Consider the following 23816-nt stretch of genomic DNA (forward strand, 5'->3'; position numbering starts at 1 on the left):
TGGCGCGGTGCGGTGCGCTACGCCTTGAGCGTGCGGTCCCACGGAAACAGCTTGCGGCCGAGCCAGGCCAGCACGAGATCGGTGCCGAGACCGATGATGCCGATCATCATGATCGCCGCGTAGACGTTGTCGAAATGCTCGTAGCGCGCCTGCTGCGTGATGTACCAGGTGATGCCCGAACTGGTGCCGACCAGTTCCGCGACGATCAGATAGGTCCACGCCCAGCCGAGCAGAATGCGCTGATCGCGATACAGATCCGGCAGAATGCCGGGAATCACCACATGCGTGAGCAGCTTGAGCTTCTTCGTGCCGAGCGTCATGGCGGCTTCGAACAGGCCGTATTCGAGCTTGCGCGTGGTGTTCGCCACGATCAGCACCTGCTGGAACAGCGTGCCGATCACGATGATCGCGATCTTCGGCCCGTCGTAAATGCCGAGGATCGCCACCATCAGCGCGCCGAACGCGGGCGCCGGCAAGTAGCGGAAGAACTCGAAGAACGGCTCCTGCAAGCGGGCGATCGCGCTATACGTGCCGCACACGATGCCGATCGGCACGCCGATCACGGACGACAGCACGAAGCCCCAGAAAATCACCTGAATGCTGTGCCACAGGCTTTGATGCAGCCACACGCCGTCGCGCGACGCGGGCGGCGTGGTAAACGCCGTGTAGAACGCGCGCAGCACTTCATGCGGCGCGGGCAGATATACCGGGTTGACCGGCTCGCCGGCCGGCAAGGCCGTATGCGCTTCCCGTGCGTGGCTGAGTTCGTCGGCGAACACGTCCTTGTCGACCCGCATGCCCGGCTGGAAATAGTCGACGCTGCCAGGACTCTCGATCAGCACCTGCGGATGCCAGATGAACGGCACGTAGCTGACCAGACACCAGACGAGGAGCGGCAACAGGAACGAGCCCGCGCCCAACAGCCATTTGCCGCGCACGGAAAGTTCGCGGCGCACCGCGAACCATTCGGTTCTGTCAATGACGGCCATGTGATTCTCCGGGGTGGGCAGCGGTTGCGTCGTTGGCGGAGGTCGAGGCCGCGGCCGTTTCGTCGCGCCACGCACGCGCCAGCTCGAGCAGCATGGCGTCTTCATGCGCGCGGGCCACGAAGGTCACGCCGAACGGCAGGCCCGCGTGTTTGCCGATCGTACAGAGGCCGGCCGGCACCGCCAGCGCGGACAGGTCGAGCAGGTTCACGAAGTTCGTGTAGTAGCCGAAGCGCGAATTCACCCGGATCGGGTCCGCTTCCAGTTCATCGACGGTGGCGGTCGTCGCCGAGGTCGGCGTGACGATGGCGTCGATGCGCGGCCAGACTTCGGCGGCCTGCATGCGCAGGAGCGCCAGACGGTCGAAGGCGGCGAACGCATCGGCCGCGCTCCAGCGCGCCGCTCCTCTGAGGATCTCGCGGATCACCGGATGCAGCGCGTCGGGCTGCGCAGCGGCGAACTCACGCAGCGCCGCGAGCCGCTCGGCGACCCACGGTCCTTCGTAGAGCAGCCGCGCGGTGGCGAGAAACGGCTCGAAGTCGATCTCGATCAGGTCGGCCCCGGCCGAACGCAGGCGCGCGAGCGCGGCGTCGAAAGCGTGCGCATACGAGGTGTCGCCGAAGAATTCCAGCTGGTTAGCGCGCGGCACGCCGAAGCGCACGCCGCGTAGCGAGCGTTGCGCGCCGGGTTGCGTCACGGCTTGCGGCGGCTGGAATGCCCGCGCATACGGGTCGCCCTCCGTCACGCCGCGAGCGGCGTCGAACACGCGCTGCGCGTCGTCCGCCGAGCGCGCGAAGATCGACACGCAATCGAGCGACTTACACGCCGGCACCACGCCCACTGTGCTCAACAAACCCTTGGTCGGCTTCAGGCCGATCAGGCCGTGAAAGGCCGCGGGCACGCGGCCCGAGCCCGCGGTGTCGGTGCCCAGCGAGAATGCCGCCAACCCGAGCGCGACCGAGACCGCCGAGCCCGAACTCGAGCCGCCCGACGCATAGCGCGGATCGAGCGCGTTACGGCACGCGCCGTGCGGCGAACGCTGCCCGGACAGACCCGTGGCGAACTGGTCGAGATTGGTTTTGCCGACCGGAATCGCACCGGCGGCGATCAGGCGCGCGACCACCGGCGCGCTGGCCGTGGGCGTGTACGCATAAGCGGGGCATGCGGCCGTGGTCGGGATGCCGGCCAGGTCGATATTGTCCTTGATGGCGAACGGTATGCCGTACAGCGGCAGCGTGTCGAGGTCGCGGCCTTCGAGCGCATCGACATAACGCATCATTTCGTCACGGCTCAAAGGACGGATCCACGCATGATGCGGGTCGTCGCCCGAGGTGCGCGCGGCGATCGCCTCGACCAGCCGCCGGGGCGTCAGGGTGCCGGCGCGGTAGCGCGCCGCCAGCCCGTCGATCGACATGGACTGGAACAGATCGTCGTGTGATTTCATTTGCACGTAGCCTCCTCGGCGGCGTCGGCTGCAATGCCGGCGCGCATCACCATCAAACGTTGCCCCGCGACGACCGCCGAACCCTCCGCGCAATCGATCGCTTCGATCACGCCGTCGCCGCTCGCGGTCACGGAAATTTCCATCTTCATCGACTCGACGATCGCGACCACCTGCCCGTCGCTGACCCGTTCGCCCTGGCTCACGAGCAGCTTCCACACACTGCCCGACACGTCGGCGACAATGCCCTGCTGGCCGGCCGCAAGCGCGTCGTTCGCCGTCGCGCCGGCGGCTGCGTCGCCATCCGTTTCGCCGACGTATTCGGCATGTCCGGCGGCGTTCCAGCGCTCGCGCTCCGCGTCGAACGCGGCTTGCTGCGCGCTCTTGAACGCCGCGATCGATTCGGCTTCGTCCTTCAGGAAGCGGTTGTACGCGCCGAGGTCGAACACGGACTCCTCGATCTTCAGGCTCGCGCGCCCCGCGATGAAGTCCGTGCGCAGCTCGGCCAGTTCCGCTTCACTGACTTCGTAGAAACGGATTTCATCGAAGAAGCGCAGCAGCCAGGGCTTGCCCGCTTCGAACTCGCGCGTGGTGCGGTAGCGGTTCCACATCTGCACGGTGCGGCCGACGAACTGATAGCCGCCCGGCCCTTCCATCCCGTACACGCACAGATACGCCCCGCCGATGCCCACCGCGTTCTCCGGCGTCCACGTGCGCGCCGGATTGTATTTGGTGGTGACGAGCCGGTGGCGCGGGTCGAGCGGCGTGGCGACCGGCGCGCCGAGATAGACATCGCCGAGGCCCATGACGAGGTAACGCGCGTCGAACACGATGCGCTTCACGTCGTCGATGCTATTCAACCCGTTGATGCGGCGAATGAACTCGATATTGCTCGGGCACCACGGCGCGTCGGGACGCACGGACTGCATGTAGCGCTCGATCGCGATGCGTGTCGACGGATCGTCCCACGAGAGCGGCAGATGCACGATCCGGTTCGGCACGCGCATCTCGTCCACCGCGGGCAGTTCGCGCTCGGCTTGCTGCAGATGCGCGAGCAAGGTGTCGTGCGAGAGCACGCGGTGATCGAAATGCACCTGCAGCGAACGGATGCCCGGCGTCAGATCGATGATGCCCGGCAGCCGGTGCGCGTCGAGCCAGTTCATCAACGCATGCACGCGAAAGCGCAGGTTCAGGTCGAGCACGAGCGGCCCGTATTCGATCAGCACGTTCTGGTCGCCGGAGCGGCGGTACACCACGCCGGTGCCCTCGCCGGCCGCGGGATCGCGATAGAGGATGCAATCGTGGCCCTCGTCGCCGGCTTGAGCCACATGCTCCGGCGCGGCAAGCGCGGCTTTGACCGGCATGCGTTCGAAGCGCACCGTATCGCCGGGGCGCAGTTGCCCGAGCTTCCACAACTCTTCGCCGACCACCGTGACCGGGCACACGAAACCGCCCAGACTCGGACCGTCAGGGCCGAGAATTACCGGCATGTCGCCGGTGAAATCCACCGCGCCGACCGCATACGCGTTGTCGTGAATGTTCGACGGATGCAGCCCCGCCTCGCCGCCATCGGTGCGGGCCCATTGCGGCTTCGGACCGATCAGGCGCACGCCCGTGCGGCTGGAGTTGTAATGCACTGTCCAGCGCGTGCCGTAGAGCATCGCGATGTCGTCGGGCGTAAAGAAGTCGGGCGCGCCGTGCGGGCCGTCGAGCACGCCGAGGGTCCAGTCGTGCGTCATGACCGGCACGCGCGCCGCGTCCAGTTGCGCGCCCGCTTCGCCGCGGCCCGCGCCGTCCGCGAGATGCAGCACGTCGCCCTTGCGCAGCGCACGGCCCGCATGGCCGCCGAACTGGCCGAGCGTGAAGGTCGCCTTGCTGCCCAGATAGTCCGGCACTTGCAGGCCGCCCTTCAGCGCGAGACAGGAGCGCATGCCGGCCCCCGTCACGCCGCCGAGCTTGAGCACGGAACCGGCCGGCGCGCGCGTGACCTGCCAGAGCGCGACCGGCGCGCCGTCCAGCGTGGCGGCGAGCGGCGCGCCGCCCAGCACGAACAGCGTCGCGGTATTGAAGCGCAGCGTGGCGCCGACCATCGCGCATTCGAGCCCGGCGGCGTCGGCGGGATTGCCGAGCAGTTCGTTGGCGAGGCTGAACGACAGATCGTCCATCGGACCCGACGGCGGCACGCCGATGTCCCAATAGCCGGTGCGCCCGGGCGTTTGCTGCACGGTGGTTTGCACGCCGCCGTCGAGCACGTCGATGGTATGCGGCGCGAACACGAAGCGCGACAGGAAGCCGGTGGTCTGCTCGCCGCGTGCGAACGTCGCCGAGCCGGCAATGGCGCGCAGATAGTCCAGATTGGTCTCGATGCCGTAGAGCTGCGTCTGCTCCAGCGCGGCGCGCAGTGCCGCGAGCGCGGCCTCGCGCGTCTCGCCTTTGACGATGAGTTTCGCCAGCAACGGATCGTAGAACGCGCTGACCTCCGTGCCCGCGTCGACCCAGGTGTCGACCCGCGCCGCCGTGGCGAACGCGACATGCGTCAGCACACCCGCGCTCGGCTGAAACTGCTTGTGCGGGTCCTCCGCATAGAGACGCACCTGGATGCTCGCGCCTTGCGGCACCGGCGCAAGCGTGTCGAGCGGCGCGAGTTCGCCCTCGGCTTCGCGAATCATCCACTCCACCAGGTCGATACCCGTGACCTCTTCCGTCACGCAATGCTCGACCTGCAACCGCGTATTCACTTCGAGAAAATAGAAATGGCGCGTGTCGGCATCGAAGACGAACTCGACGGTGCCCGCCGACCTGTACTTCACCGCTTGAGCGAGACGCACGGCGCTCGCATGCAGCGCGCTTCGTTCCGCCTGCGTCAATCCGGGTGCGGGCGTTTCTTCGATCACCTTCTGGTTGCGCCGTTGCACCGAGCAGTCGCGCTCGCCCAAGGCGATCACGCCGCCGCGGCCGTCGCCGAAAATCTGCACTTCGATATGACGCGCGTTCTCGACGAACTTTTCGAGGTAGACGCCGGCGTTGGCAAAGTTGGCTTCGCCGAGCCGCGCGACCGACGCGAACACGCTCGCGAGCTGCGCGGCATCGCGACACAGCGACATGCCGATACCGCCGCCGCCCGCGGTGCTTTTCAGCATCACGGGATAGCCGATCGACTCCGCCTCGCGCAACGCCGCGCTCGCGTCCGGCAGCAAGCCGGTGCCCGGCAGCAACGCCACGTGATTGGCTTTCGCGAGTTCACGCGCCGTGTGCTTCAAGCCGAACTCACGCATCTGCGCCGGGGTCGGGCCGATGAAGCGGATCCCCGCGTCGTCGCAGGCCTGCGCGAAAGCGGCGTTCTCGGACAGAAAACCGTAGCCGGGATGCACGGCGTCGGCGCCGCGGGCGCGCGCGGCTTCCAGAATCGCCGCGCTGTTCAGATAGCTCTGCGCCGCGAGCGCCGGGCCGATGCAGACCGCTTCGTCGGCGAGCATCACATGCATGGCATGGCGATCGGCCTCCGAATACACCGCCACCGACGCGATGCCCAGACGCTTGAGCGTGCGAATCACGCGGCAGGCAATCTCGCCGCGATTGGCAATCAGGACTTTGCGCAATCTCATTGGGCATCCCATATCGTCAGTCGCACGGGCGTGGGGTTGTAGCCGTTGCACGGATTATTCAACTGCGGACAGTTCGAAATCAGCACCGTGACATCCATGTCGGCGCGCATCTCGACGTATTTGCCCGGCGCGGAGATGCCGTCCTCGAAAGTCAGTTTGCCGAGCCGCGTGACCGGCACGTTCATGAAGAAATTGATGTTGCTGACAATGTCTCGCTTGCCGAGCCGCGTGCCCGCGCCGCACGTGCAGTGCGTGATCGCGTGCAGGAAGCTGTCGCGGCAGTTGTGCATGTAACGCTTGTCGAGCGCGTAGCGCACCGTGTTGCTCTCCGCCGCGCACGCGCCGCCGAGCGTGTCGTGACGGCCGCACGTATCGGCGACGATCGTCAGCATCGGCTTGCCGAGATTGGACATCAGCACGCTGCCGGCCGAGAGATAGAGGTTGCGCTGCGCGCGGATCGTATCTTGCGCGCTATAGCGTTCGAGCGGATCGGCGCTGTTGTAGAACAGCGTGTCCACCGCCTGATTGCCTTCCAGGTCGAGAATGCGGAACACCTGTCCGCGCTTGACTTCATGCAGCCACGGTTCGCCCGAAGGCAGTGTCTGGTCGTAGACCGCATGACGCAGTTCGAGCTTGCTTTCGATGATAGGCATCACGGGTCTCCTTAAACGAACAGACGGTCGGTGTTGACGAAGCCGCGCTCATTCTCGGGACACGCCGAGCGGCAGAAATCGTCGGCCGGTACGCAGGCGTCGGTTGCATACGCGCGGTACGCGATCAGCTTGACCGGCCTCGGTTCGTATTCGGATGAAGGGTCCAGCGGATGCGGCGCGGTGGAGAACGCGGCGAGCGTGTCCATTTCGAAGCGCAGATCGAATGCCGCGCCGGCCGGCGAATGGCCGGTCACGAAGTCGAGCGCGCCGTCCTCGCCGATCGCGAGTTTGCTGAAGAAGTTGACGTTGGCGACCAGATCGCGTGCGCCCAGGCCGTGCTTCGCCAGTTCGAGCAGCAGGCTGTCGCGGCCGTTGCGGATCATCGCGTTGCGATGCTGCTGATAATGGGCCACGCCGTACTTGCTCGCGAACAGTTCCGCGTCGCCGACGCCGCCGAGCGGATCGTGCCAGCCGAGCGTATCGGCCGTGATCGAGGCCAAGACGCGCCCCATGTCCGAATAGAGCACGTGGCCGCGCGTCAGATGCGCGGTGTGCTGCGCCTTCAGCGTATCGGCCATGTTGTAGCGTTCGAGCGGTTCGTCGTGCCGGTGGAATACGGCGGCGAGATTCGCGCCGCCTTCGGTATCGACGATGCGCAACGCCATGCCGCGGCGCAGCACGCCGGACCAGTGCGTGCCGGCGGGAATCACCGCTTCCCACGCCACATGGGGGATCGGTGCGAGATCGACTGGGATTTGCGTCGACATGGAGGCTCCAGGTATCGGTTGGGAATAAGCGTGAGAGGGCGATTGACCGACATCGCGACCTCCCGGGCTTTTATCCCTCCGTGGAGCCTCGCCGGCGCCTTGAAAGAAGGTGAACGGCAAGACCGGATTGCTCTCGGACCAGGCATCGTGCGACTTGAAGCGAACGACCGGAACCCTAGCGATCCTGAAGATGATGCAAATTACTTCGCACCTCTCGGTATGCATCTAAGCGAGTTATGTGCCAGCGTGTCGCCGGGAATGCGGCAAGCGCAGCGTGGCAAGGGATTGGGTGCGGCCGTGGGCTGATCGGCGTATGCGCGGGTGGATCGCTCACGCACCAGCGCAGTTGGTGAATTCGCACCACCAGGATGCGCGGAGCACCACGATTGGGCCCGAAGTTCGCGTGCGCCACGCTCGCGTCGCGTCTGCGCGATGGCACGGTGTGTGCATCTCAATGCGCCACGTCCACTTCGCTTCTTACCCGACCATGCCGACCCTTGCCGCTATCCGACGCGCGCTTTACACCCTCATGTCGGCACGTTTCATCGAATTGCAGAAGCAACAGCGCCGCTCATGATCCTCGCCGCGCCGTTGCCGTGACGGCGCGCGTCTTCTCTCAAACCTGAGCATCCGGTTCGGCGCTCGCATAGCGCGCCTGTTGACCGAAACTCGCCAGCGCCTTCGAACCGTCGGGCAACACGAGTTCTCCTCGTTCGAGACGCTCCTTCAGATAGGTAAAGCTCTGCGCCGTCTGCGCGAACAGATGGTCGCCCGCCGCTACAGGCGGGTATTTCGCCACCGCCTCGGGCGTCGCGAACCGCGGCAGCGGCGCAACCACCGTGTGATAGTCGCAGGCGAAAAAGAGCGGGAACGAATAGCGCTCCTGCCTTACTTTGCGCACGCGATGCGAGGTCGCGACGTAGGTCCCGCCGGTCCACACTTCCAGCATGTCGCCGATGTTCACGACGAACGCATTCTCGACCGGCGGCGCATCGATCCACTCGCCCTCGCCGTTCATCACTTCGAGACCGGGCGCGCTCGGCAGCAGGATCGTGAAGCACTCGTAGTCGGTATGCGCGCCGATGCCCGGCCGGTCTTCCGCGGACGGATCCAGCGGATAGTGGATCAGGCGCAACTGGCTCGGCGGCTTGCGCAGATAGCGCTCGAAGTGCTGTTCAGGCAAGCCGAGCGCGAGCGAGAAACCTCGAAACAACGCGCGGCCGAGTTCGAACGCCGCTTCGTAGTAGCCGCCCACTGCTTCGCGAAAACCCGGTTGGTCGGGCCAGCTGTTCGGGCCCAGCATGGGGGTGCCGGCGGCCACGTCGGGGTCGTCGGCCGGCAATTCACGGCCTGTGTCGAAGGCCTCCTTCCTGTCGCGCTTGCCGCCCGCGAAGACTTCCTCGCCTTCGGGCACATAGCCGCGATGCGCGGCGGAGTTGCCGATGTAATAGCGCATCTTCCACTCGTGCGGGGCGGCAAAGAAGCGCCTGGCCTGCTCGATCAGCGCGCTTTGCTGCTCGAGCGACACCTGGTGGCCGGTGACGTAGAAGAAACCGGCTTCGCGCGCGGCGCGATCGAGTTCACGCGCGGTCGCGAGGCGGCGGTCCGTGTCATCGCTGAAGAGGCCGCTGACATCGACGATGGGCAACTGCTGGAAACGGGTATGGGTTGGGCTCATGAGAGGGCTGGCGCCTGGCTGGCTTGCGGGTTGGTCGGCGATTGCGTTGGCTGGCCGCCGCGAGCGTCGGGAGCGCGGCCGGGGTCGTGGGTATCGCGTGCTTCGCGTGTTTCGCGCGCGGCAAGAAACGCGGCCAGATGGCGCCGTTCCTCGCGGCCCATCCATGTATTGATCTCCCACAGATCGGCGACCGGCGCATTCGTAAACGGCAGCGTGTGCAGATAACCGTCGGGGCCGAACTCCGGCGTCATCGTCGTGACGGTGTAGCCCTGCTCGATCTGCGCGGCCCACAGCGCTTCCCAGATCCGCTGATGCGAGGCGAGGCAATCCGCGTACTCCGGCGCCGCCGGATGCGGCACCTGCGGACCTTGCGGATAGCCGACACGGCCATGCAGATGGTGCGCATGCGGCGCCAGTTCGAGAACCGTGTCCCACTCGCTGTCGAGCAGCCGCTCGCAGACGGACACCCAATGACTGAAGTCGCAGGTCAGCTTGAGCGCGGGCACGGCGCGCGCGACGTCGCGCGTAATCCACGGATTGAAGAACGAGCGCCCGCGATGCGTTTCGAAGCTGCAGACCACGTCGTGCTTCGCGGCGACGTCCACCGCGCGGCTGAAGAAGTCCACTTGCGTCGCGGCCGGCCACGCGTCGCAGCCGGCCATCACGTTGAAAAAGCGCGGCCCGAGCGGCTTGCCCCAGACGATCTTCTCTTCGAAGTCCCGCAGATGATCGGCCGGCGTGGCCGAACGCTCCGGCACGTAGCTGCCCGCCGTCGTGATCTCCGCGATGAAGCCGAGACCCTCGTCCGCGATCGCCTGCGCAAAAGCGTCGCGCGCCGCGCCGCCGGGCGGGAGCGGCGCTTCGATGCCGTCGAATCCGGCCGCTCGCACCAGCGGCGCGGCATCACGCGGGCCGCCATCGAATCCCCAGAACGTCTTGAACAATTCGAATTTCATCGCCTCTCCATTTACATGCAAAATTGCATGCAATAGTACACATTAAATTCGCGAGTCAATAAACTATCCGCGCGTGCCTTTCAAAAATTCGGGCGCGCCCGATTTCCGGCTCAATTAGCACTTAAACTGTGCAGCCCTCCTCCTCGTGGTGAATCGATGAAGAAGAAAATTGCGCGTGCCAAGGGCCAGGCCGTCGCGCGCGCCATTCTCGACATGGACTGGCAGTGGTCGGCGCATTTCGGCGATCTCGGCTTGAACGACCTGAACTACAGCGACCTGTTCTGCCGCATGTGGGTGGACCCGGACGACTACTTCGCCAAGACCGCGCTCTACGAGTTCATGCCCGGCGTGAGCCGCCGTACCGCCGTGCGTTACGTGCAGGAGCTGATCGACGGCGGCTGGCTGGTGGAAACCCATTCCGCCGAAGACCGCCGCATCAAGCAGGTGAGCCTTGCGGCGTCGATCGAGGAACGCCTGGAGCAGTTTCTGGCCTACGTGCATCAACGGTTTGCCGCGCTGGATTGACATCGCTTCCGCATAAACCCTGGCGCGCAACCGGTTGGCATATTTCTCGCTACATGTTTCGCCGAGAGGTGCGGCAGCGTCGCATCTTAGGGATGCTAGGGTTCCGGTTCGAGAGAACGTCTGGTCCGAGAGCAGCCCGGTGCGCCGGCGGGTTCGATTGCTTCGTTTTGCGGGTTTCAATGCAGACACGAACGACGAACCGCCGGCCGCACTACACGGCGGGACAAAAGCCCGGGAGATTGGCGATAGCAATGTCTATCGTGCCTCTCCGTGGCCGGTGTTTGTCTCGTGCACGTTTGTCCCGTGCAGTTTCCGCGCTTTGTCGTTCGCTCTCGCGCGGGAGCCGGTCATGTTGTTTCATCGCGCAGTCGCCGCGCGATCCCACTCAACAATCGCAATTGACCGGTCTCCTGGAGAAAACGATGAAACGCTTCGAATCCGTCCGCACTTCCCGTCATTCACTCGCCTCCCCCGCCCGCTTCGCATCGGCCCTGCGCGTGCGCGGCGCGCTCGCCGCGGCCGCGCTCGCCATCGGCCTGAGCGCGGGTGGTGCCGCGACACCGGCGCAAGCGGCCACGCCGCTCGCCATCGGCTATAGCGACTGGCCCGGCTTCGTCGCGTTCCAGATCGCGATCGAAAAGGGCTGGTTCAAGGAAGCCGGCGTCGATGTGAATTTTCAATGGTTCGATTACTCGGCCTCGCTCGATGCCTTCTCGGCAGGCAAACTCGATGCGGTCGGTGCCACCAACGGCGATGCGCTCGTGACCGGCGCAAGCGGCGCGAAGAACGTGATGATCCTGCTGACCGACTATTCGAGCGGCAACGACATGATCGTCGCGAAGCCGCCGGTGCGCACGGTGGAAGGACTGAAGGGCAAAAAAGTCGGCGTTGAAATGGGCCTCGTCGATCACCTGCTGCTCGACACGGCGCTGGAAAAACATGCGCTGAAGGAATCGGACCTCACGCTCGTCAATGCGAAGACCAACGAGTTGCCGCAAGTGCTCGCCTCGTCCAAAGACGTCGCCGCGGTCGGCGCGTGGCAACCGAACGCGGGCGAAGCGCTCAAGCGCGTACCAGGCTCGCGCCCGATCTTCACCTCCGCCGACGCTCCCGGCCTGATCTACGACGCGATCACGGTCAACCCCGTCAGCCTGCAATCGCGCAAGGCCGACTGGGCCAAGGTGATCACGGTGTGGTACCGCTGCGTGGCTTATATCAACGATCCGAAGACGCAGCCGGACGCGGTCAAGATCATGTCCGCGCGCGTCGGTCTCACGCCGGCGCAGTACCTGCCCTTGCTCAAAGGCACGCACCTGCTCGATTCGGCGGCTGCGAAGAAGGCCTTTACCAAGGGCGACGGACTGGACTCGGTGTACGGTTCCAGTGCGAACGCCGACAAGTTCAACGTGCGCAACGCCGTGTACAAGCAGTCGCAAAACGTGAGCGCCTATATCGACCCCTCACTGGCCAACGCGCAGTAAGCGGGCCGCAAAGCGCCGCCGCTACAGCCGCTGAAATAGCCCGCGGACCCGAAGCTGTTATTCTTGCGTCTCTCACGACCCTCGACGGGTCGCCTGCCGCCTTCGGGCGGCAACTCCCAAGCGGCGCGTTTGCGCCCGACTTCCGAGACACAGGAATTTGCATGTTTGGTTTTCTGCGCGGCTATTTTTCCAACGACCTGGCAATCGACCTCGGCACGTCGAACACGCTGATCTACATGCGCGGCAAGGGCATCGTGCTCGACGAGCCCTCGGTGGTCTCGATTCGTCAGGAAGGCGGTCCGAACGGCAAGAAGATCATTCTGGCCGTCGGCAAGGAAGCAAAACAGATGCTCGGCAAGGTGCCGGGCAATATCGAAGCGATCCGCCCGATGAAGGACGGCGTGATCGCCGACTTCAACATTACCCAGCAGATGATCAAGCGCTTCATCCAGATGGCGCACGAGTCGCGTATGTTCGCGCCGTCGCCGCGCATCGTCATCTGCGTGCCGTGCGGGTCCACCCAGGTGGAGCGCCGCGCGATCAAGGAAGCCGCGCACAGCGCGGGCGCCTCGCAGGTCTATCTGATCGAGGAGCCGATGGCCGCGGCCACCGGCGCGGGTTTGCCGGTGTCGGAAGCGACCGGCTCGATGGTGGTCGACATCGGCGGCGGCACCACGGAAGTGGGGGTGATCTCGCTCGGCGGCATCGTCTATAAAGGCTCGGTGCGCGTGGGCGGCGACAAGTTCGACGACGCCATCGTCAATTACATTCGCCGCAACTACGGCATGCTGATCGGCGAGCAAACCGCCGAAGCGATCAAGAAGGAGATCGGCTCCGCGTTTCCGGGCTCCGAGGTCAAGGAGATGGAAGTCAAGGGCCGCAATATGTCAGAAGGGATTCCGCGCAGTTTCACTGTCTCCAGCAACGAGATTCTCGAAGCGCTGACCGACCCGCTCAACCAGATCGTCTCGGCCGTGAAGATCGCGCTGGAACAGACGCCGCCGGAACTGGGCGCCGACATCGCCGAGCGCGGCATCATGCTGGCGGGCGGCGGCGCGCTGCTGCGCGATCTGGACCGTCTGCTCGCCGAGGAAACCGGCTTGCCGGTGTTCGTCGCCGAAGCGCCGCTGACTTGCGTGGTGCGCGGCTCGGGCATGGCGCTCGAACGGATCGACAAGTTCGGCGGCGCGTTCTCTTACGAGTGAGCCTCGCGCGCCTGCAAACGCCCATGCCGCTCAGGACACGAACGGCAGCTTGCTGTCGCGCGCCGCGGCGAGCATGGACAGGGTGATCTTGCGCACTTCCAGCTTGCTCTGCGTGATATGCGCGCGCAGCAGAATGATGGCTTCGGTCAGCCGGTTGCGTTCGATCAGATTGAGCATGGTGGCATGCTCGTCGTAGGTGGCGCTGGTGCGGTGCGGTTTCAGAAAATCGAGCCGCCGCACGATACGGATGCGCTCGGTCACTTCGTTATGCACGCGCAGCATTTCCGCGTTGCCAGTGGCGGCAACCAGTTGGCGGTGAAAGTTTTCGTCCATGCCGAACATTTTCACCGGATCGCTCTCACGCAATTGCGGCTCGACACACCAGAGCGCCTTCAACGCCTCGACGGCGGCGTGCGCGCTATCGCCGCCCGCGCCCAGCCGCTCCACCGCCGCGACTTCCAGCACGATGCGCAGATCGTAGAGCTGATCGAGCTGGTCGAAGTTGATCGGCGAAACTTTCCAGCCGCGCCGGAAGCCGACTTCCAGATAGCCCTCGCGCTGTAGACGGAACAGGCCGTCGCGCATCGGCGTGCGCGACACGCCGTAGTGCTGCGCAATGCCGTTCTCCGAAAAACGGTCGCCGGGAAACAGGCGAAAGCTGAAGATGTCGCTCTTGAGCTTCTGATAGACCTGCTCGGCAAGCGGGTTGGCCGCGGCCGGCGGTGCGGGCGCATCCTGCCCGCCTGAAAGAGCGGCTGTCTCCAGCAGATTCGTCGGGTCGTCGTTCATGATGCCAAGGTCCTTTTACTTATTATCGGCGTTTCATGACATGGCGATAAGACTGACATGCGCGGCGACGATCTTCCAGCCATCGGCGGGACTGAGCCTTGCCCACGTTTGCATCTGACGCCCGAGCAAGGGCGTGGCGTCGCTCGTGAATTCGGTGCTGACGGTGGCGAAGTCCGTACCGAAGGTGGTCACCACGGTCCGAAGCAGCTTGCGCGACTTCGGCACCGGCTCGCAGCGCTCGCGCCACGCACGGATCGCTGCGCCGCCGTGCTGGACTTCGGCGATGCCGTAGCGCACGGTTTCCGGCGTGTGCCAGAAGAGCGCGTTCATCGTCGCGATGTCGTTGTCCACCAGCGCCCGTTCGTATTCGACGAACGCCGCCTGTACCTGTGCCACGATGTCGGGCTGATTTACTTCCATGCTGGGATTGTCCCGTCGATTGCCGTCAATGAAGAAAAGGGTGCGGTCCAGCCGACGATGCCGCCTTGCGAGCGCACCATCTCGAGCGTCGCCTGTTTGAAGGCGGGGAAATAGCTCGCGGTGGCGTCTTCGATCAGCAGGCAGTCATAGCCACGGTCGTTGGCTTCGCGCATCGACGTCTGCACGCACACCTCGGTGGTCACGCCCGCAAACACCAGATGCGTGATGCCGCGCATCGCCAGTTCCTCGCCGAGCCGGGTCGCGTAGAACGCGCCCTTGCCGGGCTTGTCGATCACCAGTTCGCCGGCGAGCGGCGCGAGCGGCTCGACGATCGCATTGCCGGGCTCGCCGCGAACCAGGATGCGGCCCATCGGCCCGGCATCGCCGATGCGGGCATTCGGCGCGCCGCGCAGCCGTTTGGCCGGCGGGCAGTCGGACAGATCCGCCGCATGCGATTCACGCGTATGCACGACGAGCCAGTGGTGGTGGCGCGCGAAGGCAAGCAGCGCGGCCACCGTCGGCACGATCTGCGCGAGCAGCGAGACGTCGTTGCCGAGCGATTCGCCGAAGCCGCCCGGCTCGATGAAGTCGCGCTGCATGTCGATCACAACCAGCGCGGTTCTGGCGGGGTCGAAGCTGAACGGGCCCGGCTGAGCGTTAATGGTGAGCATGGGGGGCGATGTCATCCGATGGCTTCCCTCAGTTTTTCGGCCGAGGCGGCGGGCTGCATGGGGGTGTCGCCGTGTCCGGCCATATGCTGGCCCAGCACCGTGCGATCCGCGCGCGCCGCCGATGTTTCGAACACCAGTTCGCCCTCGGCGATCACCATGATACGGTCGGCCAGTTCGAGCAGTTCGTCGAGGTCTTCGCTCACGAGCAGCACGGCCGCGCCCGCATCGCGCGCGGCCATCAGACGCGCATGAATATCGGCCACCGACGCGAAGTCGAGCCCGAACACCGGATTCGCGACGATCAGCACATCCACCGGCTGGCCGAGTTCGCGCGCCAGCACCGCGCGTTGCACATTGCCGCCCGAGAGCGTGCCGATCGCGCGTTCCGGCACCGGCGGGCGCACGTTGAATTCGCCGATCAGCTGCGTAGCGCGCTCGCGCAGCGCGCGGCGATCGAGCCACCAGCCGCCGCGCCGCAACGGCTCGCGATCGAAGTCGCGCAACGCGAGATTCTGCGCGACGCTCATGCCGCTGACGCAGGCGTTCTTCAGCGGCTCCTCGGGAATCGCGAAGACGCGCCGCTGCGTCATCTGTGCGCGCGTTGCATGGTACGGCTTGCCGGCGACCTGCATCTCGCCGGTCTTCACGCGGCGTTGACCGACCAGCGCTTCCACCAGTTCTTTCTGGCCGTTGCCGGAGACGCCCGCGAGTCCGAGAATTTCGCCCGCGCGCACCGACAGCGTGGCGTGCTTGACGGCGGTGTGGCCGCGATCGTCTTCCACGGAGACATCGCGCAGCGCGAGACGCACCTGAGCGGACTCGTCGGCCGCTTTGCGCTGCACGCGCGCTTCGGTCACCGCGGCCATGACAGGCGCGTCGCCGGTCGCCACGGTGCCCATCATCCAGGCGGCGAGTTCGTCGCGGGTGGTGTTCGCGACCGCGCTCGTGCCGACCTGACGCCCCTTGCGCAACACGGTGACGTCGTCCGCGTAGGCCATCACTTCGCGGAACTTGTGCGTGATCATCAGCACGGTCAGCTCGCCGCGCGTGGTCAGATCGCGCATCAGGCCGAGCACTTCGTCGGCTTCCTGCGGTGTCAGCACGGAAGTCGGTTCGTCGAGTATCAGGAAGCGCTGCTGCAGATAGAGCTGCTTGAGGATTTCGAGCTTCTGCTTTTCACCGGCGGCGAGACCCGCGACCGGCGCGTCGAGCGGCAAGCGAAACGGCATGCGCTGCATGAACGCCGCGAGCGCGGCGCGCTCCGCTTTCCAGTCGATTTTCCACGGCATTTGCCCACGCGCGAGCAAGAGATTTTCTTCGACGGACAGGCCCGCGGCCAGCGTGAAATGCTGATACACCATGCCGATGCCGAGCGCTTGCGCATCGCGCGGCGAATGGATGTGCACTTCGCGGCCGTCGGCGGCGATCTGGCCGTCGTCCAGTACGCCGTAGCCGACCAGTCCCTTCACGAGCGTGCTCTTGCCCGCGCCGTTCTCGCCGAGCAACGCGTGGATCGTGCCGGCCTTGACCTTGATCGAGACGCCGTCGAGCGCGCGAAATGCGCCGAACGACTTGCTCGCGTTCAGCACTTCCACACCGAGGGCTTGCCGCACCGTCGACATGATCATCCCCCTAGCGTATGCAGCAAGGCGCCGGAGTCCGACACCGTGCCGAACACGCCGCCTTGCATCGTGATCATGTGCAAGGCGGCGTCGTGATTGCCCTGGTCGGTGGCGCCGCAACAGTCGGCGAGCACCGTGCATTCGAAACCGCGGTCGTTGGCTTCGCGCATGGTGGTGTGCACGCAGACATCGGTCGTGATGCCGGTCAGAACCAGATTCTCGATGCCGCGCGTGCGCAGGATCAGTTCGAGATCCGTCGCGCAGAACGAGCCTTTGCCCGGCTTGTCGATGACGATCTCGCCCGCGAGCGGCTTTAGTTCGTCGATGATTTCCCAGCCCGGCTCGCCGCGCACGAGGATCCTGCCACACGGGCCGTCGTCGCCGATGCCCACGCCGTTGGTGCCGGCGCGGCGGCTGCGCCAGCGCTTGTTGGCGGGCAGATCGGAGAGATCGGGGCGGTGGCCTTCACGCGTGTGAATGATCGTGAAGCCCTGTTCGCGCATGGCCTTCAGCACGCGTTGGATCGGCTCGATCGGCGCGCGCGTGAGCGAGAGGTCGTAGCCCATCTTGTCGACGTAGCCGCCGTGGCCGCAGAAATCCGTCTGCATGTCGATGATCACGAGCGCGGTGTTCTCCGGGCGCAGGTTGCCGTCGTAAGGCCACGGGTAGGGTTTGGCTTCGATGAATCGGGTCATGGTCGAAATATCCTGGGTCGGGTTCGTCGGGTTCGTCATAATCGGCAAAAGCCGCGAAGGCGCGAGCGCGTCAGCGCGTCAGGCTCAGCTCGCCGGGCGCACCCGCCAGCGTGCGATCCGGACGGCAATTGATGATCATGATTACGAGCGTCAGCACATACGGCGCGGCGTTGTACAGGTAGTAGCCGCTCGTCACGCCGATCGCCTGCAGCGCGGGGCCGAGCGCGCCGGCGGCGCCGAACAGCAACGCGGCCCACAGACAGCGCAACGGCTGCCAGCGCGCGAAGATCACCAGCGCGACCGCCATCAGCCCCTGGCCACTGGAAAGCCCTTCGTTCCAACTGCCCGGATAAACCAGCGACAGATACGCGCCACCCACCCCCGCGAACACGCCGCCCACCGCCGTCGCGGCAATCCGCACGCGAGTCAGCGGATAGCCCATCGCGCGCGCCGTTTCCGCGTGATCGCCGACGAGCCGCAGCACCATTCCCCAGCGCGTATTGCGCAAGCCCCATTGCAGAACGAAGGCGAGCACCACGCCGATCACGAACAGCAGATTCAGATGCAGCGCGTTATGCAGTTGCGGCGATGAAGTCCATCCGCCGAGGTCGATGAACGGCAGCATCGGCGCCTGCGGTTCGATAAAGGGTTTGCCGAGATAGAACGCGAGTCCGGTGCCGAGCAGCATCAACGCGATGCCGAAAGCGATGTCCGACACGCGCGGCAGCGAGCACACCAGACCGTGCAGGCAGCCGAGCAGCAAGCCGACCGCGCCCGCGGCGAGCACGCCGATCCACGGCGAGCCGCTCAGAAAGGCGCCGGCGTAGCCGCTCATCGCGCCGGAGACGAGAATGCCTTCGAGGCCGAGATTCACGCGGCCGCCCTTCTCGGTCAGACACTCGCCGAGACTGACGAACAAATAAGGCGTGCTGACGCGGATCGCACCGGCGAACAGCGACAGCAACAGGATCACGATGGGCGAGTGCATATCAGGCATGGGTCTGCTCCAGTTGCACGGGAAGATCGGTCTGCGCGGCGGCCTGCAACTTCACTCGCCATGCGGCGATGCGGCCGCCGAGCGCTTCCCACGCGAGCAGGTTGGCAAACAGCAGGCCTTGCAGCACGAGCGTGGTGGCGTCGGGCAGATCGAGGCGCCGTTGCAGCAGACTGCCGCTCGCCTCGATGCCGCCGATCATCAGCGCGCACGCGATGATCGCGAGCGGATTCTGGCGCGCCGCGAAGGCGACGAGAATGCCCGCGTAACCGTAGCCCGCGAGCAGCGACGCGTTCGCGCTGCCCTGCACCGCCGCGACTTCGAACATGCCGCCGAGGCCGGCCGCGGCGCCGCCCAGCACGCACGCGGTCAGCGCGAGCGCATTGACCGGCAGGCCGACCAGACGCGCCGCGCGATGGCTGCCGCCCACCACGCGCATCGCGAAGCCTTTGGTGCTGAACTTCACGAACACCCAGGCCGCAACGCATGCGACGACGCCCCAGAACAGTCCCCAGTGCGTTTCGAGTCCGGGGATCGAGCCGATCATCATCGCGTCGGGCACAGGGAGCGTGGACGGTTTGTTCAGGCTCGCGGGGTCGCGCAGCGGCCCCTCCACCAGATGCTTGAACACGGCGATCGCGATATACGACATCAACAGGCTGCTGATGGTCTCGTTCACGCCGCGCCACTGCCGCAACGCACCGACCGCGCCGATCCAGACGCCGCCCGCCAGCATGCCGGCAAGCGCCATCAACGGCGTGGCGATGAACCAGGGCGTGCCGTGCGGCAAAAGCTGCGGCACGATGGCGGCGCACATGCCGCCCAGTGCCAGCGCGCCCTCGCCGCCGATCACGATCAGCCCGACCTGCGCGGGCAACGCCACGCACAACGCGGTCAGCATCAACGGCGCGGCGCGCAGCAACGTGCTTTGCCAGGCAAATGACGAGCCGAACGCGCCCTGGAAAATCAGCCCGATCGCGTCGAGCGCGGGCTGTCCCTGCACCAGCAGGAACAGCGAGAACAGCAGCAAGGTGCCGAGCACCGCCAGCACGGTCGGCAGCGCGGGCAGGAGCGAGAGCATCACTCTCGCGAGAGAGGCATTGGGGCGCATCACGGCTCCTCGATTGACGCCAACATCGTCACGCAACTACCACCGTCATCAGATCTGGCCGACGACGCCCGCGACCAGATAGTTCATGCTTTCGAGCGTGTAGTCGGTCTGCGCGTGGCTCGCACCCGAGGCGATCGCCACGCCGCCCTTGTTGTCCTTCATCGGGCCTTTGAAAATCACGAAGTTGCCGGCCACCATGCTGGATTTGATCGAGTCGGCGTTCTGCTTCGCGGCGGCCGTGACTTTCGCGCCGTATGGCGACATCTTCACGAAGCCCTCTTTCAGGCCGCCGCGCAGCACGTTCGGCTGCGGCGTGCCGGCTTGCGCGCCCGTCACCAGTTGCCTGTACGGCGTCGCCCAATCCCACTCCGCGCCGGTGAGATAACCTTTGGGCGCGAGCGCGGCCTGGCTCGCGTGATAGCCGCAACTCATCGCGCCGCGTTTTTCCGCCGTCTCGACCACGACCTTCGGACCGTCGACGTGACAGGTCAGCACGTCGCAGCCTTGATCGACGAGACTGTTGGTGGCTTCGGCTTCCTTCACCGGCATCGACCAGTCGCCCGTGAAAATCACCTGGGTGGTGATCGACGGATCGACCGACTGCGCGCCGAGCGTGAACGAATTGATATTGCGCAGCACCTGCGGAATCGGTTTGGCCGCGACGAAGCCGAGCTTCCTGCTCTTCGTCATATGGCCGGCCACCACGCCGTTCAGGTACTGGCATTCGTCGATATAGCCGAAGTAGCTGGTGATGTTCGACGGATTGCCCTGCTTCCACAAACCGCCGCAATGCGCGAATCGCACCTTCGGATATTTCGCTGCCATCTTCAGCACGTGCGGATCGAAGTAGCCGAACGAGGTCGCGAAGATAAGCGTGGCGCCATCCTGTTCGATCATCGCTTCCATCGTTTTCTGCACGGCGATGGTCTCGGGCACGTTCTCTTCTTCCACCACCTTCACGCCGGGCATCTTCTTGATGACCGCGGCGGCTTGCGCCTGCGCCTGGTTGTAGCCGTAGTCGCCGCGCGCGCCGACGTAGATCACGCCGACGGTGGTCTTCGGCGCGGCGAACACCGACCGGATGGGCAGAATATTGCCGAGCGTCAACAGACTGGCGCTCTTGATGAAATTGCGGCGGCTTGTCATGGTGTCCAATTCCTGATCGAGGGTTAGAGAGCGTGGGTCTGGGGTTCGGCCGGGGTGTCGGCCTTCAGGCTCGCGAGATACGCGAGCCAGCCGCCGAACGACGTGATATCGAGCGCGCCGCTGTCCCCGCTCACCGCCGAGGGCTCGCAGATGAAGCCCTTCACGCTGTGGCCGTCGGCCACTTCCAGGGTGCCGATGCCGAGCGGCGCGGGCACGTCGGCGACGAATTTGCCGAAGGCGCGCAGCGGCACTTCCCACAGTTCGATGGCGATCGGCTGGCCTTGCTGTTGCGTCGCTCGTACGAGGCCGGGTTTGGGCGGCTGGGTGTTGGCGAGCGCGAAGAGCCGGTAGCCGGGCGCGGTATGTGTCGCTCTCACGAAACGCGCGCCGGCTTCCTGGAGTTGCCAGTTCAACGGCTGTCCACGCAGGTGCGCGCCGACCACCGCGAGCGTAATGGTCGGCTCCTGGAACGGCAGCGGCGGGATGAGTGCGGCCGTCGATGGGGCTTCGGCGGCATCGGCGGCATCGGCCGTTTCGGCGGCACTCGTGAACAGCGCCTGAATCCGCGCGCCAAGTTCGGCGAGGCGCCGGTCCGCGCCGCTCGGCGCGATCAGCGTCACGCCTGCGGGCAAGCCGTCGCCGCGCCGCTGACACGGCACGGCCAGCGCGCACAGGTCGAGCAGGTTGACGAAGTTGGTGTAGTAGCCGAGCTGGCTGTTCAGTTCGACAGGATTGGCCTGCACGTCGGCGATCAACGGATGCGTCGGCGTGGTGGGCACGATCAGGATGTCGATCGTTTCGAAGAGCGCTTCGGCGTGGCGCTTCAGATCGGCCAGCGCGTACTGGCCGTTGAACGCATCGGCCGCATTGAACTGCTCGGCTTTGCCGATCACTCTGGCCACGACCGGATCGATCGCTTCGTGATGGGTGTCGAAGAACGTGCCGAGCGCCGCGCGGCGTTCGGCGACCCATGGGCCGTCGTAGAGCAACGCGGAGACGGCCTTGAGCGGCTCGAAGTCGATTGGTTGCGGCGTCAAATGCAGGCGCGCGGTGAGCGTGCCGAGTGCCGATGAGAACGCCTCGCTCGCCGCCGAGTCGCCGTAAAACTCCAACCGTTCCGGCACGCCGATGCGGGGCGCCGCGCGCAGCAGACCCAGTGCCGGCAGCTTGCGCGAGTAGCCGTCGAGCGAATCGAAGCAGGCGATTTCGCTGAGCACGCGCCAGGCGTCGTCGACCTCGTGCGCGAACACGGAGATCGTGTCGAGGCTTCGGCACGCGGGCACCACGCCACGTTTGCTGACCAGTCCGAGCGAAGGCTTCAGGCCGACGAGTCCGTTAAAGCCGGCAGGCACGCGGCCTGAACCGGCCGTGTCGGTGCCGAGCGAAAACGCGACGCAACCCGCCGCCACCGCCACCGCCGAGCCCGAACTCGATCCACCCGACACGCGCAGTGGCGACTCGGTGTGCCGCACGGCGCCATACGGCGAACGCGTGCCGACGAGGCCGGTGGCGAACTGATCGAGATTGGTCTTGCCGAGCAGAATCGCGCCGGCGTCGATCAGACGCTGCACGGCGAATGCGGATGCGTCCGGCGTATAGGCAAACGGCTCGCAAGCGGCCGTGGTCGGCAAAGAGGCAACGTCGATGTTGTCCTTGACCGCGAACGGCACGCCGAACAACGGCATCTGCTCGAACACGGCGCTGCCCTGCGCCTCATAGAGCGCTTCGAGCGCGGTTGCGCGGGCCTGCACGTCGGCTGCGGACACGCGCAGAATCCAGACTTCCGGCCGGTCGATGGCGTCGATCCGCGCCATCGCCGAAGCGACGGTTTGAGTCGGCGTAAGGCTCCCTGCCGCGTAGGCCGCGAGCAGACCTTTGACCGTCATGGGTGAAGAAATAGGCACCTGTTTGTCCTTGAGTTCAATCTTGAATACAAGTTTGGACTCAGCTGAGCAGGAGCTATGCCAAGTGCTGATGCAGGCGCGGAAAACCGCCTCAAAACCAAGCCAGGCGGCGCTTCCCCATGCCGGTCCGAGTGAGCGCGCCGCTCACGCGGACGGCCACGGCGGCGCTGCCGATGGTGCAGCGCTCACCAACTCGGGGCTCACGCGCCCTGGATTTGCGCCCGCGCGCGCAGCAGCGGCGCCGGCTGCGACGCGCCGGCGATCGCGAACGCGCGCCCGCTCTCATGCGCCTGGGCCTTCTGATCTTTCTGTCATTGCGCCGCGAGCATGTCGGTCTTGAAGGTGCGCGACAACGCATACGCGTTCGACTCATGGAACGAGCAGAGACTGACGCGCGTGATCACCGTGCGCAGCTGCGTCGACACCGGAGACGACAGTTCCGGAATCGCGCTCGACCCCCTCATCACGCGGGCGCGGTTCAGAGTCTCGAACTTCAGGGGCGCGATTGCGCCGATTCCGCTGCGCGGGCCCGCGTCGCATGTGTTCCGCCCGGGCGACACGGTGTTCATCGGCGCGACGGATCGCGAGGGCCGCAGCGTGAGCGCGCCGCAAACGGTGTACTTCGATTGGGGCAGCGGCGTGGTGGCGGGCGATGCCGGCATTCTCTGGCACAACCGCGGCGCCTCGTTCAGCACGAATGCCGCGCATCACAACGTCGTGCAGCCGGCCAAGCGTCCTTTCCATACGCTGAACCCCGGCATGTATCTGAAGGACGGCAGCCCGCAACTGCTGTTCGGCACGCAAGGCGCGGACGGTCAGCCGCAAACGCTGGCCGCCATTCTCACGCGGCTGATCGACTACGGCATGGATCCGCTGGAGGCCCTCGCCCGCCCGCGCTTTCTGCTCGGCAAGACCTTCTCCGATACACGCGATGCGTTGAAACTCGAAGCGGATGCCGGCGCCGACGTGTTCGCGGCGCCGGCCGCGCGCGGTCATGAAGTGAGCGCGATTGCGGCGCAGAGTCCGTTGGCGGGACATCCGGGCGTGATTCGCATTGAGGCGGACGGGGCGGCTGCGGGCGCGCACGATCCTCGCAGCGATGGCCGTGCGCTGGCCGTGCGCTGGCCGTGTGATGCGCCGTTATGCCGGGTTATGTGAGCCGGCTCG

The 23816-nt window shown here is 65.8% G+C and carries 19 protein-coding genes, 1 pseudogene and 2 riboswitches; of the genes and pseudogenes, 4 read left to right on the plus strand and 16 right to left on the minus strand.

Going from position 1 to position 23816, the window contains the following annotated elements; genetic code table 11:
- Positions 1-17 precede the first annotated feature (17 nt).
- The 7 genes from CJU94_RS22265 to CJU94_RS22295 form a co-directional block, all read right to left on the minus strand.
- Positions 18-989 carry an ABC transporter permease gene (locus CJU94_RS22265; RefSeq protein ID WP_095420864.1) on the minus strand — a complete coding sequence of 324 codons (972 nt, stop codon included), beginning with the start codon at positions 987-989 and terminating at the stop codon, positions 18-20.
- A complete protein-coding gene (atzF, locus tag CJU94_RS22270; RefSeq protein WP_095420865.1) occupies positions 976-2430 on the minus strand; it encodes an allophanate hydrolase in 1455 nt (484 codons plus the stop codon). Before atzF (CJU94_RS22270) ends, CJU94_RS22265 begins: the two co-directional genes overlap by 14 nt.
- On the minus strand, positions 2427-6032 hold the full coding sequence (uca, locus tag CJU94_RS22275; RefSeq protein ID WP_095420866.1) for an urea carboxylase: 3606 nt from the start codon (positions 6030-6032) through the stop codon (positions 2427-2429). Before uca ends, atzF (CJU94_RS22270) begins: the two co-directional genes overlap by 4 nt.
- Positions 6029-6685 carry an urea amidolyase associated protein UAAP2 gene (locus tag CJU94_RS22280; RefSeq protein ID WP_095420867.1) on the minus strand — a complete coding sequence of 219 codons (657 nt, stop codon included), beginning with the start codon at positions 6683-6685 and terminating at the stop codon, positions 6029-6031. Before CJU94_RS22280 ends, uca begins: the two co-directional genes overlap by 4 nt.
- Positions 6686-6696: 11 nt before the next feature.
- On the minus strand, positions 6697-7452 hold the full coding sequence (locus CJU94_RS22285) for an urea amidolyase associated protein UAAP1 (RefSeq protein ID WP_095420868.1): 756 nt from the start codon (positions 7450-7452) through the stop codon (positions 6697-6699).
- A 57-nt stretch (positions 7453-7509) separates the two neighbouring features.
- A riboswitch (guanidine-I (ykkC/yxkD leader) is annotated at positions 7510-7642 on the minus strand.
- A 426-nt stretch (positions 7643-8068) separates the two neighbouring features.
- The gene (locus CJU94_RS22290; protein ID WP_095420869.1) at positions 8069-9130 is read right to left on the minus strand and encodes an isopenicillin N synthase family dioxygenase; all 1062 of its coding nucleotides are present in this window, start codon (positions 9128-9130) and stop codon (positions 8069-8071) included.
- Entirely contained in the window at positions 9127-10086 is a 960-nt protein-coding gene (locus tag CJU94_RS22295; RefSeq protein ID WP_095420870.1) for a sugar phosphate isomerase/epimerase family protein, read from the minus strand. Before CJU94_RS22295 ends, CJU94_RS22290 begins: the two co-directional genes overlap by 4 nt.
- A 156-nt stretch (positions 10087-10242) precedes the next feature.
- On the opposite strand from CJU94_RS22295, the gene CJU94_RS22300 reads away from it, so the two are divergent.
- The 3 genes from CJU94_RS22300 (at position 10243) to CJU94_RS22310 (ending at position 13297) form a co-directional block, all read left to right on the plus strand.
- Entirely contained in the window at positions 10243-10611 is a 369-nt protein-coding gene (locus CJU94_RS22300; protein ID WP_095420871.1) for a helix-turn-helix domain-containing protein, read from the plus strand.
- An 84-nt stretch (positions 10612-10695) separates the two neighbouring features.
- A riboswitch (guanidine-I (ykkC/yxkD leader) is annotated at positions 10696-10851 on the plus strand.
- 182 nt (positions 10852-11033) lie between these two features.
- Positions 11034-12092, plus strand: coding sequence for an ABC transporter substrate-binding protein (locus tag CJU94_RS22305; RefSeq protein ID WP_244221050.1), 1059 nt, complete (start codon positions 11034-11036; stop codon positions 12090-12092).
- A 161-nt stretch (positions 12093-12253) separates the two neighbouring features.
- Positions 12254-13297 (plus strand): rod shape-determining protein, encoded by a 1044-nt coding sequence (locus tag CJU94_RS22310; RefSeq protein WP_095420872.1) that lies wholly within the window; start codon positions 12254-12256, stop codon positions 13295-13297.
- Positions 13298-13327: 30 nt separating this feature from the next.
- Here the strand turns inward: CJU94_RS22310 and CJU94_RS22315 are convergent, their stop codons facing one another.
- From CJU94_RS22315 to atzF (CJU94_RS22355), 9 genes are all read right to left on the minus strand, one after another.
- Positions 13328-14086, minus strand: a complete 759-nt coding sequence (locus tag CJU94_RS22315; protein WP_095420873.1) for a GntR family transcriptional regulator — start codon at positions 14084-14086, stop codon at positions 13328-13330.
- 33 nt (positions 14087-14119) lie between these two features.
- Positions 14120-14506, minus strand: a complete 387-nt coding sequence (hpxZ, locus tag CJU94_RS22320) for an oxalurate catabolism protein HpxZ (protein ID WP_095420874.1) — start codon at positions 14504-14506, stop codon at positions 14120-14122.
- Positions 14497-15192, minus strand: a complete 696-nt coding sequence (locus CJU94_RS22325) for a cysteine hydrolase family protein (protein WP_095420875.1) — start codon at positions 15190-15192, stop codon at positions 14497-14499. Before CJU94_RS22325 ends, hpxZ begins: the two co-directional genes overlap by 10 nt.
- Entirely contained in the window at positions 15189-16799 is a 1611-nt protein-coding gene (locus tag CJU94_RS22330; protein WP_167397567.1) for an ABC transporter ATP-binding protein, read from the minus strand. Before CJU94_RS22330 ends, CJU94_RS22325 begins: the two co-directional genes overlap by 4 nt.
- Positions 16800-16801: 2 nt before the next feature.
- Entirely contained in the window at positions 16802-17494 is a 693-nt protein-coding gene (gene biuH, locus CJU94_RS22335; RefSeq protein WP_095420876.1) for a biuret amidohydrolase, read from the minus strand.
- A gap of 70 nt (positions 17495-17564) precedes the next feature.
- Positions 17565-18491 carry an ABC transporter permease gene (locus CJU94_RS22340; protein ID WP_095420877.1) on the minus strand — a complete coding sequence of 309 codons (927 nt, stop codon included), beginning with the start codon at positions 18489-18491 and terminating at the stop codon, positions 17565-17567.
- Positions 18484-19599, minus strand: coding sequence for an ABC transporter permease (locus CJU94_RS22345; RefSeq protein WP_095420878.1), 1116 nt, complete (start codon positions 19597-19599; stop codon positions 18484-18486). The genes CJU94_RS22340 and CJU94_RS22345 overlap by 8 nt, the downstream gene beginning before the upstream one ends.
- Positions 19600-19647: 48 nt before the next feature.
- On the minus strand, positions 19648-20745 hold the full coding sequence (locus CJU94_RS22350) for a BMP family ABC transporter substrate-binding protein (RefSeq protein WP_095420879.1): 1098 nt from the start codon (positions 20743-20745) through the stop codon (positions 19648-19650).
- A gap of 23 nt (positions 20746-20768) precedes the next feature.
- Entirely contained in the window at positions 20769-22631 is a 1863-nt protein-coding gene (gene atzF, locus CJU94_RS22355) for an allophanate hydrolase (protein WP_095420880.1), read from the minus strand.
- A gap of 555 nt (positions 22632-23186) precedes the next feature.
- Between atzF (CJU94_RS22355) and CJU94_RS22365 the strand changes: the two are divergent.
- A pseudogene (locus CJU94_RS22365) lies at positions 23187-23807 on the plus strand (gamma-glutamyltransferase); the annotation flags it as partial.
- Between the last annotated feature and the right edge of the window lie 9 nt (positions 23808-23816).

Source organism: Paraburkholderia aromaticivorans (genome assembly GCF_002278075.1).
GTDB lineage: Bacteria > Pseudomonadota > Gammaproteobacteria > Burkholderiales > Burkholderiaceae > Paraburkholderia > Paraburkholderia aromaticivorans.

What these genes read in the sequence shown, in the direction of transcription:
- CJU94_RS22265 (WP_095420864.1), bottom strand. Translation starts at nt 989, where the DNA reads ATGGCCGTCATTGACAGAACCGAATGGTTCGCGGTGCGCCGCGAACTT.
- atzF (WP_095420865.1), bottom strand. Translation starts at nt 2,430, where the DNA reads ATGAAATCACACGACGATCTGTTCCAGTCCATGTCGATCGACGGGCTG.
- uca (WP_095420866.1), bottom strand. Translation starts at nt 6,032, where the DNA reads ATGAGATTGCGCAAAGTCCTGATTGCCAATCGCGGCGAGATTGCCTGC.
- CJU94_RS22280 (WP_095420867.1), bottom strand. Translation starts at nt 6,685, where the DNA reads ATGCCTATCATCGAAAGCAAGCTCGAACTGCGTCATGCGGTCTACGAC.
- CJU94_RS22285 (WP_095420868.1), bottom strand. Translation starts at nt 7,452, where the DNA reads ATGTCGACGCAAATCCCAGTCGATCTCGCACCGATCCCCCATGTGGCG.
- CJU94_RS22290 (WP_095420869.1), bottom strand. Translation starts at nt 9,130, where the DNA reads ATGAGCCCAACCCATACCCGTTTCCAGCAGTTGCCCATCGTCGATGTC.
- CJU94_RS22295 (WP_095420870.1), bottom strand. Translation starts at nt 10,086, where the DNA reads ATGAAATTCGAATTGTTCAAGACGTTCTGGGGATTCGATGGCGGCCCG.
- CJU94_RS22300 (WP_095420871.1), top strand. Translation starts at nt 10,243, where the DNA reads ATGAAGAAGAAAATTGCGCGTGCCAAGGGCCAGGCCGTCGCGCGCGCC.
- CJU94_RS22305 (WP_244221050.1), top strand. Translation starts at nt 11,034, where the DNA reads ATGAAACGCTTCGAATCCGTCCGCACTTCCCGTCATTCACTCGCCTCC.
- CJU94_RS22310 (WP_095420872.1), top strand. Translation starts at nt 12,254, where the DNA reads ATGTTTGGTTTTCTGCGCGGCTATTTTTCCAACGACCTGGCAATCGAC.
- CJU94_RS22315 (WP_095420873.1), bottom strand. Translation starts at nt 14,086, where the DNA reads ATGAACGACGACCCGACGAATCTGCTGGAGACAGCCGCTCTTTCAGGC.
- hpxZ (WP_095420874.1), bottom strand. Translation starts at nt 14,506, where the DNA reads ATGGAAGTAAATCAGCCCGACATCGTGGCACAGGTACAGGCGGCGTTC.
- CJU94_RS22325 (WP_095420875.1), bottom strand. Translation starts at nt 15,192, where the DNA reads ATGACATCGCCCCCCATGCTCACCATTAACGCTCAGCCGGGCCCGTTC.
- CJU94_RS22330 (WP_167397567.1), bottom strand. Translation starts at nt 16,799, where the DNA reads ATGTCGACGGTGCGGCAAGCCCTCGGTGTGGAAGTGCTGAACGCGAGC.
- biuH (WP_095420876.1), bottom strand. Translation starts at nt 17,494, where the DNA reads ATGACCCGATTCATCGAAGCCAAACCCTACCCGTGGCCTTACGACGGC.
- CJU94_RS22340 (WP_095420877.1), bottom strand. Translation starts at nt 18,491, where the DNA reads ATGCCTGATATGCACTCGCCCATCGTGATCCTGTTGCTGTCGCTGTTC.
- CJU94_RS22345 (WP_095420878.1), bottom strand. Translation starts at nt 19,599, where the DNA reads ATGCGCCCCAATGCCTCTCTCGCGAGAGTGATGCTCTCGCTCCTGCCC.
- CJU94_RS22350 (WP_095420879.1), bottom strand. Translation starts at nt 20,745, where the DNA reads ATGACAAGCCGCCGCAATTTCATCAAGAGCGCCAGTCTGTTGACGCTC.
- atzF (WP_095420880.1), bottom strand. Translation starts at nt 22,631, where the DNA reads ATGACGGTCAAAGGTCTGCTCGCGGCCTACGCGGCAGGGAGCCTTACG.